This window comes from Pseudomonas oryzihabitans NBRC 102199, assembly GCF_000730625.1.
GTDB lineage: Bacteria > Pseudomonadota > Gammaproteobacteria > Pseudomonadales > Pseudomonadaceae > Chryseomonas > Chryseomonas oryzihabitans.
The window spans coordinates 138,795-153,082 of sequence record NZ_BBIT01000005.1; the positions used below are offsets into that span (position 1 = coordinate 138,795).

The window sequence follows — 14,288 nt, forward strand, 5'->3', positions numbered from 1 at the left end:
GGATACCCGCTCGGACGCCCTGGATGAACGTCTCCGCCCTTTCCCACCCCTGACACCTCGTCGGCGCCCTGGCGATTGGGGTCAAGAAAACCGGGGCCTGGCCGAATCAGCTGGGAGAGACGAATCGATTGAGCCCTGGCACAGGATTTGAAACTGGGCCGGTAAGCGTCAAGAAGTCGCTAAATCTTGGCTGAGGACAGTCGCCAGAATTTTGTAGTTGGCAGGCCGGGCAGGAGCTCGGCGGCAGCACCTATCGCCGGTACCCTCATGACTCTTCGCAAAACCCTGGCCGCCCTGGGCGGCATCCTGACCCTGAGCGCCCTGCTAACCGCTGCCGCCCCCGCGCGTGCCGTGGAGCTGGTCGGCCTCAACCTTTCCGGAGCCGGCTTCGCCAGCCAGGTGCTGCCGGGCCTGAACGAACGCAACTACATCTTTCCGGTGGAAGCCTACTTCCAGCAGTGGAGTGCGCGCGGCGTCAAGCTGGTCCGCTTCCCCATCATCTGGGAACGCCTGCAGCCCAGCCTGGGTGGCGCCTTCGATCCGACCTATGCCGGCCTGATCGACCGCACCTTCCTGTATGCGCAGAACCACGGCATCAAGATCATCCTGGATCTGCACAACTACATGAGATACCGCGGCACCGTGATCGGTACCGGCAGTGTCGGCTACAACCACTACCAGGATGTGCTGACCCGCATCGCCCAGCGCTGGAGCAACCAGGCGTCGCTGTATGGCTACGACATCATGAACGAGCCCCACGACGCCACCGCCCAGTGGCCCGTGGCCGCCCAGTACGGCATCAACGGCGTGCGCAGCGTGGACAACGTGCGACCCATCTTCATCGAGGGCAACGGCTGGGCCGAGGCCACCCGCTGGCCGCAGTGGAACGACTCGCTGCTCGCCCTGCGCGATCCGGCCAACAACCTGATCTTCGAAGCCCACACCTATTTCGACGGTGACGGCGGTGGCGGCAACTATGCCAACACCAGCGCTGCCGCGTACCCGGACGACTACGGCGTACAGCGGGTCCGGCCCTTCGTGGAGTGGCTGAAAAAGAACGGCAAGCGCGGCTTCATCGGCGAATTCGGCGTACCCGACAGCGATGCGCGCTGGAACGTGATCATGGACAACATGCTCGCCTACCTGAAGCAGAACTGCATCCCGGCCACTTACTGGGCGGCCGGTCCGGGCTGGGCCAACTACAACATGTCGGTGGAGCCGGTGAACGGCCAGACCCGCCCGCAGTGGCCGACCCTAGCCAAGTACCTGGACGGCAGCAGCTGCAGCAGCTTCGGACCAGGCGCCCAGGCGCCCAAGAGCGCGACCCAGGCTGACCTCAACGGCATCCAGCAGCTGTACCTGGCCTACATGGGTCGCGCCTCGGATCTGGCCGGCCTGCAGTACTGGGCCAACCGCGTCGCCTCTGGCGAGATGAACGTCGGCCAGATCGCTGCCAGCTTTACCGAAAGCCCCGAATACCGCGGCCAGTACCAGGGCCTGAGCAATGCGGCGCTGGTCAGCAAGGTCTACACCAACGTCATCGGCCGCAGTGCCGAGACAGCCGGCCTCAACTATTGGGTGGGCGAGCTGAACAATGGCAACGTCAAGCCGCAGACCCTGGTATTGGCCATGGTGCGCGGCCTGGGCGACAGCGACAAAAGCAACTTCGACGCCCGTACCTCGGCGGCCTTCAGCAATATGAAGTGATGGGAAAAGGCGAGTCGGATCCGACTCGCCTTGTGCGGCCCTCCGAGCGCGGCATGGATGCCGCCCCGGGGACAGGCGCAGACGCGCGTGAAAGCAAAGGACCGTCTCAGAGCGGCTGAACCTTTGCCCAGGGTAGGCCTCTACCCTCCTCCCCCTGTACGTGCCGATTCAAGGAGGATCTCGCATGCAAGACGCCATCGACCGTCTGGTCACCGCTCTCGAACCCCATAGCTGCCAGGGCACCCAGCGCCCTGCCGATCGCAGCCTGTTGCTTACCGTCAAGGACAGCCAGGGCGGCAGTTCCCTGACCAAGGTCATCCCCCTGACCGAGCTGAATTGCCCGGACCGCCTGGCTACTGTCATCAAGGATGTGCGCCGCGACCTGGCCAATTGCGGCGGCACCCTGGACGCCGCCTGCACCTCCGACCTGCAACGCCGCGGCGCGCGGATTCGGCGGTACGGGGACTAATACCTTCATGACTGCCCAAGGGCGCAACGCCCGCTAGCACAAGGCGGTCACGACCGAGCGGACCGACGCGACCAATCAGCAGCGCAGCTCACTTTTCTGCAGGCAAAAGAAAAGGCCGCGCCGCGTCCGGGTTGGCCTCTAGGAGATGCAAGGAAGGTCGAGGGCTCATGGGCGCCTCGTTATCGGCGATAGGAAACCGAAAACCGAACGGGCGTTCAATCAGGGAATGGCGCTCGCGCCAAGGTTTGCTATCCATTTAACGAATTTATTAAGAATTGGGGGCTGAGAGATTAAATTGCAATGACAGCCGACGAAAAGCGAAGCGCTGTCAATCGGCAGGATGCCGCAGCTGGACAACTACAGACCGCGCCTCTTGCGTATTAGCAGCGATAAGAAGCGGTAACTTGCGGCGAAGAGAAAGCATTTTTTGAAGCAAAAAAAACGGAGAGCCGAGGCTCTCCGTTTTTCAAACCAGTCAGCGTTAGCCGATGGTCAGGTTGGTGCCAGCAGTCAGGCCACCGGTGAAACCGGTCAGCTCGATCAGGCCGTCGCCAGCGTTCAGGGTACCACCAGCAGCGGCGTCGATCGCTACGTAGGTGTTGCCACCGTAGACGAAGGAGGTAGCAGTAGTGGTGTTCAGGTTGCCGTGAGCAGCCACGATAGCGGCGCTAGCAGCTTCAGCCAGGGTAGCGGAAGCAGTCACGTTGGCAGCCTGGGTGTTGTTCAGCGCAGTGAAGACGCTATTGGCAGCCAGGTGCAGCACGTCGCCCGAACCGCTGAAGTCGGAGACCTTGACGGCGTTGGCAGCCAGACTGGTGTTGGCGGCAGTGATGCCGGCAGCAGTGCTCAGGCTTACGGTGCCAACGTTGGTCAGGGCAGCGATATTCAGGGTGTCGCTGCCGGCGCCCAGAGCGATCTGCAGGCCATGAGCAGCGGTAGCGGCGCTGAAGGCAGCGTTGACGTTGACAGTGTCATTGCCGTCGCCAGCATTGACGGTCAGCAGAGCGGCGCTGGTGGAGGTGACGTTAGCGGTCAGGGTGTCGTTGCCGGCACCACCGTTCACGGTCAGAGCAGCAGTACCGACGGTAGCAGTAACGTTGTCGTTACCGGCACCCGAGTTGACGGTCAGAGCTACAGCGTTCGCAGCAGTAGTACCAACGGTCAGAACGTCAGCGCCCGAGCCAGTGGTCACGTTAGCGATCGACGACAGGGTGGTGGTATTGATGGTCAGGCCGGAAGTGGAGTTGGCACCGTCAACGGTAGTCAGAGCAGTCAGACCGGTCACATCGAAGCCAGTCGCGGTGTTGGCCACGGCGGAGTCGGTGATGTTCAGGTGCAGAGTGTTGACGATCTTGGTGGTAGCGCCTTCGGTCAGTACGAAGTTGGTGGCATTACCAGTACCGCCAGTAGCAGCACCGCTGGTGCCACTCAGGGTCAGATCGGTGGCCTTGTTGGTAGCTGCCAGAGCCACGTTGATGGCGTTGGCGCTGGAGGCATTGTTCAGAGTGATGGTACCAGCGGTAGCATCTTTGAAGTTAACGCCACCGGAGATAGCTACGCCGTTACCGTCGCCTACCAGGGCACCAGTAATAGAAGTCTTGCTCTGATTGGCAACTTGAACAGCAGCTTGCTGATAGAAGTTAGCAGCAGTGTTGGTAGAGCTGGCAGCCAGGTAAGCCGACAAAGTCTGAGTAGTAGCGGTGCCACCGGTAACGCCAGTGATGATAGTGGCGTTGGTCAGAGCGGCTTTGGCATCCGAAGCGCTAGCAGTAGAGGTCAGATTGCTGGAAACGGAAGCAGCATACTGAGTCTTGCCGTCAAGCAGCAGACGGTCAGTACCGGTTGCGCCATTGGTCAGGGCCAGGGCCAGACGGTCGACAGTAATGTCGGCGCTGTTCTGCCAGTAGGACAGTTCGTTGCTGGCAGCGGAACGGCCGAACAGGTTCTGATACAGCTGGTTGATGGTCTGCGAGCGGGTCAGGCCGGCGTATACGGAGGTGTACTCGGGCTGCTGAGCGAATGCGGCGCTGATCTGGTCAACGGTAGCATTAGCCTGGGAGGTCCAGTAGGTCAGACCAGCCGGCTCGGCGGGACGACCGAAGTAGGCCAGGTACAGAGATTGTACTTGAGTAGAAGTAACAGCCATTTCCTTGCATCTCCTAAGATTTTGTCGAATTCGACTTCAGGCCTTCCGTCAATGGATGGGTGCCCGTCGGCCCCGGCCTGTCGCCTCACCCCAACTGCTGGGGCGAAGCCCCCATGATGGGTTTCGTTTCGATATCGGCTTTGTAAAGAGGTTCACATCCAGGATGTGCGTTCGTCGTACAAAGCAGCGGTATCGGCGGCAATCCTACACAGACCTTTGTGACAGGAACAAGCATTTCTTCAGAGCCTTTCACGCTTTACTCAGACGGATTCATAGTACCGAGACCTGCTGGGTCGACAGCCCGCGAACGGCGCTGATATAGAGGCTAAAGTTCCTGACCTGCCGACATAGCCACGGGAATCGTCGTTTAACGGACACAAACCGCTGTAAAAAGCCATAAATCTGACGCTGGCCATTTTTCTGCTGGCTTTCGCGCCTGGACCATTCGCTCCACTTTTACGACCGCCTGCGATCCACGCCTCTCTCTTTTCCCAACCAATGGTCGCGTTTACGGGCGGACGAACGGTCGTACCTGGGAATGCGATAAGCCAGCGAAAAGCGCGCAAAAACCGTTAAAAGCTGGCCAGATGCCGCTATTAGCGACCCATTTTCCAGCTGCTACTTGGCTGCCGACATAGAGGCAGCGACGGCCTAGGCCATCTTCTTGGCCCGGTTTGGCTACTAAAAACCTTCCTACTTGTACCTACCGACTCGCTTCGCATGGGGCTGTCTTAACTTCTTGCTCAAGGGCAGTCATTCATCGATAGCGGAAGTCGGAGCGCCGCGGCCTGGGCCCGTTGGGCTTCGCTGTGCTCAGCGCCAACCTACGGGGAGCTGAGGCGGCTTCCTGTAGTCCGTTAGCGCCACTGCCTGCAGCTAGCGAAAGCCTGGATGCCCCTCCGACAATTTTTACCGTTGGCGAAACGAGCGAAGCGTTTTAATACCCTGCTAGAGCGCTTTCCTTCTATAAGGCACTTTGCCACGTTCAGCCTTTTTCATTTAGCGCAACAATTATGAATGGTATGGCTATTTAACCGTGATAGGTTTCACAGTCCCTGGGCACTTCGCTCAATTTTCTAAAGGGATGAAAGCTATGGCCGCTTCGGATTACACGAATCAGATACAACAGATCTATCTCGCCTACCTGGGTCGCCCGGCCGACCCCGCGGGCCTGGCCTACTGGGCCGATCAGGTCGATAGCCAGGGCGGTGATCTGTCGTTGGTGCTTTCCGGCTTTGCCGCTTCGGAAGAGTCCGCAGCCTTGTATGGCGAAATGAGCACCAACCAGGCGATCAATGCCATCTACACCAATCTGTTCAAGCGCGACGCCGACGATGCTGGCGTGGCCTATTGGCAGACGCAGATCGAAAGCGGCGCCGTGGACCCGGCCCAGGCTGCCTTGGCGATCCTGCTGGGCGCCCAGGACAGCGATATCACCGCGGCGGGCAACAAGCTCACCGCTGCCAATGCCTTCACCGCCAGCGTCGCGGCCAGTGGCGCGACCGGTTATAGCGATGCGGATGCGCTGGCCGTGGGCCGCGACTTCCTCAATAGCATCGATGCGAGTGATGCTTCCCTGGCCAACCTCGATACGGCAGTAGCCGCTGCGGTCGCCCAGGCCACGGGTACCGATACCACTCCGACACCGGAGCCGACGCCTGAACCCGAGCCGACTCCGGTATTCGCCGCCACCCTGGACCAGGACGGCGTCGTGAGCTTTACCAATCAGGGCGCTGCGGTGACTGTCGCCAAACAGGATGGCAACTTCGTCTTCTCCAGCGATGGCCCCTATGCCGGCTCGGTAACGGTCACTGGCACCGTCGCCAGCATCACCGTACCGAGCGGTACTGTCCTGAACATTGGCAGTGCCGATGCCGCCGCTATCCAGTTTCCGGGGGACGGCACCGTCGCCCTTACGGACAACGGCCCGCTAACGGCTGCGGCCCTGACCGAGCTGAATGCAGCTACCGCGGGTGTGCTCGATGCCTCCAAGGTCACTGCCATCACCGAAGCGAGCCTCGACCAGGCCAAGGCACTGCTGAGCGCAGACGCTACCTCCTTTATTCATGCCGATGGCGTGGCCGTCGACCTGACCGATACCACGGCCAATGCTGCCGATCTGGTGACCCTCGATGGCGCGACGACCGGCAAGATCAGTGCCGACGCCCTGACGGCGATCACCGGTGAACTGACCGCTGTGCAAGGCGTACTGGGCGCCATCACCACCGGAACGGAGCTGTCGGCTACCAGCCTGAACAGCGTGACCCTGACCGATGCGCTCACCGCTGGCGCCCTGGATGACGTGGTGCTGGCCAACCACACCACCCTCACCCTGGCGGACGTGGCCAATAACACCCTGACGCTGGTGGATCAGACGGTAGCCGCGGGCAAGACGCTGACCATCGATGCGTCGGCCGTCACTAGCTCGGTGACGATCGATGGGAGCGCGGAAGCCGATGGCATCCTGGTCCTCAAGGGGGGTTCGGGGGATGACACCCTGAACGGTGGCAAGGGTGCGGATACTCTGACCGGCGGCGCAGGTATCGATAATTTCGTCTTTGGCCCGAATGGCATCTCGACCCTCGGCGCGCTGGATACCATCACCGACTACCGAGCGACCACCGGGGCCAATGCCGGCGCGGCAGACACCATCACCCTGAGAGGCGCCACGGTCGTGGCTTCCGACAAGGCGACCGTGCAGGACCTGTCGAGCGCAACCGATCTGGCGGATGCCTTGAACACCGCCGCCAATGGGGCAACGACCGACAACGGCCTGAGCGTCTTCCTCTTTGGGGGCGACACCTATGCCTATGTGGAAACCACCGGCAGCAGCACCACCTATGTCGAGAACGATACGGTGATCAAACTGGCGGGTACGCCCTTCGCCGAGGGCACCAGCATCGCCGGCCTGGGTATCGCGAACGTCTGATAGCCGGGTAATAAAAAGCCCCTGCTCCAGTGATGGAGCAGGGGCTTTTTATTGGGCGCTATATAAGGAGGGCCCGGCCTCAAGGCCGCTGGGCGATCACCGCGTAGTCCTGCGGGCCGTAGAACCAACGATCGCAGTGGCGGGCCACTTCGCTGTCTTCGTGCAGGCGATGCTCAGGCTCCACGGCGTTGACCTTGTGGATCTCCACCTGGGCGTAGCCCTTGAACTGCACCAGGAATTCGGTGAAGGCCGGCGGCAGCGGGTGGATATGGGTGGGGTCGGTCCAGAAGTAGTTGGCCGAGGTGACGATGTTTTCCGGGTTGGGCGTTTCGAAGAGGATCAGCCCGCCCGGCGCCAGGGCGTGGAGGCAGACGTCGAGCAGCTGGTTGAGGCGCTCGAAGCCAAGGTGCTCGATGACGTGGAAGGCCGACACGGCGCCGATGCTGCCGGCCGGCTGGGCGGCCAGCCAGGCGATGGCGTCGGTGTGCTCGGCGGGCAGGCCGCGGGCGCGGCACAGCTCGACGTTAGTGGCGTTGAGGTCGATGCCGAGGCGCTCTACCTCAGGCGGCAACAGCGCCAGCCACTCGCCGCGGCCGCAGCCGATGTCCACCAGCGGCAGCCCCCGGGCCAGGGCCGGGTTGGCGGCGATGGTCGGTAAATAGTAGGAAAGCCGGGCGTTGATAACGTCGGCGTTGCCGCGGAAGCGGTCTTCGAAGGCCAGGTAGAAGCTGTCGGGCACGGTGCCGCTGGGCAGGTTGCTGGCCGGGGTTTCGGCGGCCTCCGTCGCGGGCGTCTGGTTGACGGTCGCCTGAGACGCCGCGGACGTTACTGCGCGGGGTGCGCTTTCCAGGGCGGTCAGGCGGGCACGGAGTTCCTGGTTCAGGTTCTCGGCCAGGCGCAGGCGCTCGCGCAATTCGGCCAGGGCCGGATCGGGCGTGGCCTGGCGGGCACCGAGCACCTGCTGTTCGGCGCTGAGCACCCGGTAATGCTGCTCGTGGCGCTGGATATGGGCTTCCAGGCGTTCATGCAGGGCCAGATGGCGCGCAGCGTCGCGCTGCTGGCGCTGGGCGTTCGGGCAGCGGCGCAACAGGCTGCCGAGCAGCGGCAACTGACGGCAGCGCCGGCGCAAGCGCGCGCCGCGCAGCCCTGCCACCGGGGCGCGGTGGGCACGGCCCTCGGCGGAGTCACGCAGGCCGGCTAGAAGTTCGAGCTTGTCTTCACCCGCGCGCAGTCGCTGCAGATTATGCGCCAGCCCCTCGGGATCGATCTCGCGTCCCAGCAGGTAGGGGTAGGCCGCGCGCAGCAGCGCCTCGCCCTCCAGGCTCAGCAGGGCGTACCAGGGGGCGAGTTCGGGACGGGAAGCGGACATGGCAGGGCCTAGGCGGGCTGGGAAACGGGGGTCACGTCATGTAACCCGGCGGAGAGATCGCAGAGGCCACCGAAGACCGAGCCCAGGATGCCGGCCACTTCGAAGCGGATGCAGTTGTCCCGCCAGTGGTAGCAGTGGCGGGTATGGTCGGGGCCTTCGTGCAGCGCCAGGGTCAGGGTGTACTTGCCCGGGGCGAGGCGCATGGGGAATTCGTAGCGCAGCACGCGCGTCTCGCCGGCGGCGAGCACCAGGGGCACGCCGAGCAGGAAGCTATTGGTGCCATAGATGTCCTGACCGAAGCGGTCACGGATCATCATGCCCAGGGTGGCGTCGGGCAGGTGCTCGCGGGCGCTGACGCGGACATCCAGATGGGCCACGTCGCCGCAGGCCAGGGTGTCGCTGCCGGAACTCACGCCGCGCAGCACGGCGGATTCGATGCGGGCCTCGCCGGTGCCGTAGCCGCTTTCCTCGGCTTCCACTTCCAGCTCTTCGCGGTCGGCGCCGAGCAGCTGGTTGTAGCGATTGACCGCCGCCTCGGGCGTGTCGTCGGCCACCACGCGGCCTTCGCTCAGCACGATGCAGCGATCGCAGAGCATCTTCATGGCGTTGAGGTCGTGGGAGATGAAGATGATGGAGCCACCAGAGGCACGGAAGGCCTTGATGCGCCTCATGCACTTCTGCTGGAAGTGGCCATCGCCCACCGACAGGGCTTCATCGACCAGGAAGATGTCCGGATCGGCATGGATGGCGATGGAAAAGGCCAGGCGCATGACCATGCCGGAGGAATAGGTGCGGATGGGCTCGTCGATGAAACGGCCCAGCTCGGAGAACTCGATGATGGCGTCGCGCTTGGCTTCGATCTCTTCGCGGTTCATGCCCAGCAGCAGGCCATTGCCGAGGATGTTCTGCACCCCGGTGAGGTTGCCGTCGAAGCCGGTACCCAGTTCGAGCAGACCGGTGACGCGACCCTTGATGTCGATCTCGCCGCCGTCGGGCAAGAGCACCCCGTTGAGGATCTTGAGCAGGGTGGACTTGCCGGCACCGTTGCGACCGAGGATGCCCAGGGTCTCGCCGCTGCGGACCTCGAAGCTGATGTCTTCCAGCGCCACATGGCGGGTGTGGTAGCTGCGGCGGAAGAGGATTTCCTTCAGGCGCAGCGCCGGGCGGCTATAGAGCTTGAATTCCTTGCGTACATGGGAAACGCGGAGCATGACGAAGGCCTGCTAGATGAAGTCGCGGATGTCGCGTTCGAGCTTGCGACCCAGAACGATGCCCAGGCCCAGCAGCACGGCGCCCGCCAGGATCAGGCCGCCGATCGCCAGCAGATCCGGCCGGCTCGCCTGGATCAGGGCGGCGCGGTAGGCCTCGACGATGTAATAGAAGGGGTTGGCGGCGAACCAGGGGTGCCAGCGCTCGGGCATGATGGTGATGACATAGACCACCGGGGTCAGCCAGAACCACAGCTGCATGACCACGCCGACGATCTGGCCGATGTCGCGCAGAAAGACGCTGAGGATGGCGAAGATCAGCCCGAGGGCGTAGGCCAGCAGTTGCTGGCAGAGAAAGATCACCGGCCACCAGAGCACGGTGGACGGGAAATGGAAGCCGATGATCGCCAGGAAGGCGACAAAGAAGCCCATGGAGATGGCATAGAGCACCGTCTCGCTGAGCAGGATGTACAGCGGCAGCGACCAGAGCGACAGCCGGACCTTGCCCAGCAGGTGGGCCTTCTCGTGGAACACCTGGGTGATGCGGGTCAGGGTGTTGGAGAAGCAGTTCCAGGCGAGCAACCCGGTGACCAGGTAGACGCTGTAGCTGTACTGGCCGAGGGACTGCATCCCCATGGCATCCAGCCGCATGCCCATGATGTTGGAGAACACCAGGGTGAAGATGAGGATGTTGACCAGCGGCAGGATGAAGGTCCAGGCCGCGCCGAGCACCGACGCGGAATGGCGATCGATCAGATCCTGCCGGGTGAAGTTGAGGATCAGCGAGTAGTTCATGGGCAGAGATCAGGAACCGGATTGGCGCCAGTCCGCGAGGACCTGGGCGACGAGTGCAGAAGGCTCGATGCGGGGTTGCCAGCCGGTGAGGCGGCGGAGTTCGCCGGCATCGCCGACGGCGCGGGCAATATCGCTCGGGCGCAGGCGTGCGGGATCCTGCTCGACCTGGATCGGGCAGGCGGCCTGATCGATCAGGGCGTCGAGCAGCTCCTGGACACGTAGCGGACGACCGGAGGCGATGTTGAGCGCAGTGCCGCTGGGGATGTCCGAGCTGTGCCCCAGCAACGCCACATAGGCGGCGACCACGTCCTGGACCGCAAGGAAATCACGCTGGGCGCTGAGGTCGCCGACGCGCAGCACGGGCGGCTGCTCGCCGCGCTCGATGGCCGCGATCTGGCTGGCGAAGTCGGTGAGCACATAGCCCTTACCCTGACCCGCGCCACTGTGGTTGAAGGGGCGCGCGCGGATCACGCGCACCTTGGAGGTGGCGGCGAACTGGGCAGCGGCGAGATCGGCAGCGGCCTTGCTCGCGGAATAGGGGTTGAGCGGATGCAGGGGTACCTGCTCGTCCACCTCGGCATGGCGCTTGAAGCTGGCGCCATACATGTCGCCGGAACCGACCTGCAGGAACACCGGGGGCTGTTCGAGAGCCGCGGCGGCGGTCAGCAGATTGAGGGTGCCGTGCAGATTGATCTGCCAGCAGCGCTCGGGCTGGGCGAAGCTGCCGGAGACGCTGGCGAAGGCCGCCAGGTTGACGATGGCGGCCGGTCGCAGCTGCTGCACCAGCGCCAGGGTGGCAGCCGTATCGCTCAGGTCGAGGGCATGGCCGACGACCTGGGCCTGGCTTGGCAGCGAGCCGTCACGGCAGGTGCCGTGCAGCTCGGCGGCCGGAAAGGCGGCGGCCAGCGCCGGCAGCAGATGGCTGCCGACGAAGCCGCTGGCGCCGGTAACCAGGACCGGCTGACCGGCGAAATCACGCACGGGCGAGGGGCTTCAGGCGCGCCAGGTCGGCTTCCACCATCTCGGTGATCATCTCTTCGAGGGTGGTGGTGGCTTGCCAGCCCAGCTTGGCGCGGGCCTTGGACGGATCGCCCAGCAGCACGTCGACCTCGGCGGGACGGAAGAAGGCCGGGTCGATGACCAGGTGCTTGTCCATGTCCATGCCGACCACGTCGAAGGCGATGCGGCACATGTCGCGCACGGTGGTGGTACGGCCGGTGGCGATGACGTAGTCGTCGGCGACGTCCTGCTGCAGCATCAGCCACATGGCCTGGACGTAGTCACGGGCATGACCCCAGTCACGCTTGGCGTCGATGTTGCCCAGGCGCAGTTCGTCCTGCAGGCCAAGCTTGATGCGGGCAACGGCGTCGGTGACCTTGCGGGTCACGAATTCCAGGCCGCGCAGCGGGGATTCGTGGTTGAACAGGATGCCGCTGCAGGAGAACAGGTTGAAGCTCTCGCGGTAGTTGACGGTCATCCAGTGGGCGTAGAGCTTGGCGGCCGCATAGGGCGAGCGCGGGTAGAACGGGGTGGTCTCGCGCTGCTCCGGCTCCTGGATCAGGCCGTACATCTCGGAGGTGGAGGCCTGGTAGCAACGGGCGTCAGGCTTGATCAGACGGGCCGCTTCGAGCACGTTGACGGCGCCGATGCCACTGACCTGACCGGTCAGCAGCGGCTGGTTCCAGGAGGTCTTGACGAAGGACTGGGCGCCCAGGTTGAACACCTCGTCGGGCTGGTATTGCTGGAACAGGCGGATCAGACCCGACAGGTCGAGCAGGTCGCCGTCGATCATCTCGACATCCTTGGCGATACCCAACCACTCCAGACGTGCCAGGTTGACGTCGGAGGTGCTACGCCGGGGGTTGAGGCCTAGTACCTTGTATCCCTTGCCGAGCAGAAACTGCGCCAGGTAGGCGCCATCCTGGCCAGTGATACCAGTGATCAGAGCAGTTTTTTGGGCCATCGCGATACGGTTCCGAAAGTTATGAGACGAGGTGCGAGCGACTCACACAAAAAAGACCGGCGATGCTACCACAGATATATGGCTGGAAGCGTGCTGTGCTCGGCAGGGCAAGGTTTCCGGAATACCGATGCCAGGCGGCTGTCTGGGCCGACGAATGCCCGGAAAGGGTGCGCTGTGAGCGTTAGAATGTCTCCGCTCAGATACAGGGAGGTTCTCCTGACATGCGCGAAATCACCAGCCGTTCCGCACCCTACAGCAGCATCGTCTATCTCGAATCCATCTTTCCCGATGGTTCCGCCTTCCGCGGCTCGGGCAGCGTGGTCGGCAACAACGACGTGCTCACCGCCAATCACATGGTCTACAACGCCGAGCATGGCGGTTCCGCCGTCCAGGTCATGGTCGCGCCCGGGGCCTTCGTCAATGACGCCACCGGTGCCTGGTCGGCCCCGCTGGGTACCTACCTGGCGACCAACTGGTCGAGCCGGGTAGGCAACTGGGACGCCAACGGCGATGGCCTGGTCTCGCCTTCAGAGGCGCAGAACGACCTGACGCTGCTGGGCTTCAACGTCAACCTGAGCTCGGTAACCGGCACCCTCACGCCCACACTAGGCGGCGCCACCTCCTTCGCCGGTACCGTGCTCGGCTATCCAGGTCGGGGCACCGGTCTCATGGAAGACACCGGCACGGCCACCCAGTACAGCGATGTTGCCGCCTATCAATTTTCCACCGGACTGGGCAGTGGCGCCTCGGGCGGGCCGCTGCTCGACAGCAGTGGCAACCTGCGCGGCGTACTGTCCTCGGGCAATACCAACGACACCCTGTCGACCTACGCCAGCATGAGCGACACCGGCAACTGGCAGTGGTACCTGAAGGCCAGCATCGACAACGATGCCGCCGCCTTCAATGCCAGCTCGCGGCCGGTGGGTCTGGGCGTCAACAGCGGCAGCAAGGATGGCGAGTTCTTCTTCCAGGATCGTCTGTCCCTGGACGGCGATCATCGCGGCAGCCTCTATGGCTATGGCGGTGGCGATGTGCTGCGGCTGGAAAACGCGGCGAGCGCCTACAAGTGGCAGGCCGCCGGCAACGTGGTCAGCCTGACCAGCAACAGCGGCGACCTCGCGCTCAACTTGCACGACATCAACCTGCTCAATTTCAGCGATCGCAACCTCTATATCCTGACCGCCGATCAGGCGCAGATCGCCCGCCTCTACAACGCAGCCTTCCACCGGGTGCCGGACTACTCGGGTCTCGACTATTGGATGTACGACCACGCCAAGGGCACGACCAGCCAGACCATCGCTCAGTCCTTTACCGCCTCGAGCGAGTTCAAGGGGCTGTTCTCCGCGGCGGACGATCGCTCCTATGTCACGCAGCTGTATGCCAACGTGCTCGGCCGTACCGGCGAGACCGCCGGTATCGACTACTGGCTGCATGACCTGGGCACCGGGCTGAGTCGCGCCAATGTGTTGCAGTCCTTTTCCGATTCGACGGAAAACCAGGCGCTGACCACCGGCGCCAATGGCTTCATCCTGCTGGTGGGTCAGAACGAGTGGGCCTAGCCCAGAGGTTCTAGCGGCCAGTGCCCTTCGCCCCTCCGGGCAAGGGCGCTGTCGCTGGCCAGGACACGCAAAAGCTGCTCCGAAACTGCAATCTTTCTGCAACACCCTGCCCGTTAGGCTCCGTCTCCCTTGTCATCAGACGG

The 14,288-nt window shown here is 63.3% G+C and carries 10 protein-coding genes; 4 read left to right on the top strand and 6 right to left on the bottom strand.

All coding sequences use genetic code 11. The features are described 5' to 3' along the window. Positions 1-267: 267 nt before the first annotated feature. A complete protein-coding gene (locus POR01S_RS06915; protein WP_042134748.1) occupies positions 268-1,707 on the top strand; it encodes a cellulase family glycosylhydrolase in 1,440 nt (479 codons plus the stop codon). A 184-nt stretch (positions 1,708-1,891) separates the two neighbouring features. Continuing rightward, the gene (locus POR01S_RS06920; RefSeq protein ID WP_042134750.1) at positions 1,892-2,176 is read left to right on the top strand and encodes a DUF3509 domain-containing protein; all 285 of its coding nucleotides are present in this window, start codon (positions 1,892-1,894) and stop codon (positions 2,174-2,176) included. A gap of 481 nt (positions 2,177-2,657) precedes the next feature. On the opposite strand, the gene POR01S_RS23075 is transcribed toward POR01S_RS06920, so the two are convergent. After that, positions 2,658-4,322, bottom strand: coding sequence for a beta strand repeat-containing protein (locus POR01S_RS23075; RefSeq protein WP_052382634.1), 1,665 nt, complete (start codon positions 4,320-4,322; stop codon positions 2,658-2,660). 1,093 nt (positions 4,323-5,415) lie between these two features. On the opposite strand from POR01S_RS23075, the gene POR01S_RS06930 reads away from it, so the two are divergent. Then, positions 5,416-7,251, top strand: coding sequence for a DUF4214 domain-containing protein (locus POR01S_RS06930; RefSeq protein WP_042134752.1), 1,836 nt, complete (start codon positions 5,416-5,418; stop codon positions 7,249-7,251). A 79-nt stretch (positions 7,252-7,330) separates the two neighbouring features. On the opposite strand, the gene POR01S_RS23080 is transcribed toward POR01S_RS06930, so the two are convergent. Genes POR01S_RS23080 through POR01S_RS06955 form a run of 5 tightly spaced genes read right to left on the bottom strand, consistent with a single transcriptional unit; the run spans position 7,331 to position 12,586 of the window. Continuing rightward, the gene (locus POR01S_RS23080; RefSeq protein ID WP_052382635.1) at positions 7,331-8,620 is read right to left on the bottom strand and encodes a class I SAM-dependent methyltransferase; all 1,290 of its coding nucleotides are present in this window, start codon (positions 8,618-8,620) and stop codon (positions 7,331-7,333) included. Between the two features lie 8 nt (positions 8,621-8,628). Beyond that, positions 8,629-9,831 carry an ABC transporter ATP-binding protein gene (locus POR01S_RS06940; RefSeq protein ID WP_042134755.1) on the bottom strand — a complete coding sequence of 401 codons (1,203 nt, stop codon included), beginning with the start codon at positions 9,829-9,831 and terminating at the stop codon, positions 8,629-8,631. Positions 9,832-9,843: 12 nt separating this feature from the next. Next, positions 9,844-10,623, bottom strand: coding sequence for an ABC transporter permease (locus POR01S_RS06945; RefSeq protein WP_042134757.1), 780 nt, complete (start codon positions 10,621-10,623; stop codon positions 9,844-9,846). 9 nt (positions 10,624-10,632) lie between these two features. Next, entirely contained in the window at positions 10,633-11,604 is a 972-nt protein-coding gene (locus tag POR01S_RS06950) for a GDP-mannose 4,6-dehydratase (protein ID WP_042134759.1), read from the bottom strand. Beyond that, positions 11,597-12,586: a GDP-mannose 4,6-dehydratase gene (locus POR01S_RS06955; protein ID WP_042134762.1), complete on the bottom strand. Its 990-nt coding sequence runs from the start codon at positions 12,584-12,586 to the stop codon at positions 11,597-11,599. Before POR01S_RS06955 ends, POR01S_RS06950 begins: the two co-directional genes overlap by 8 nt. Before the next feature lie 221 nt (positions 12,587-12,807). Here POR01S_RS06955 and POR01S_RS06960 point away from each other — a divergent pair, with 221 nt between their 5' ends. Beyond that, positions 12,808-14,145, top strand: a complete 1,338-nt coding sequence (locus POR01S_RS06960; protein WP_042134764.1) for a DUF4214 domain-containing protein — start codon at positions 12,808-12,810, stop codon at positions 14,143-14,145. The last annotated feature ends 143 nt before the right edge of the window (positions 14,146-14,288 follow it).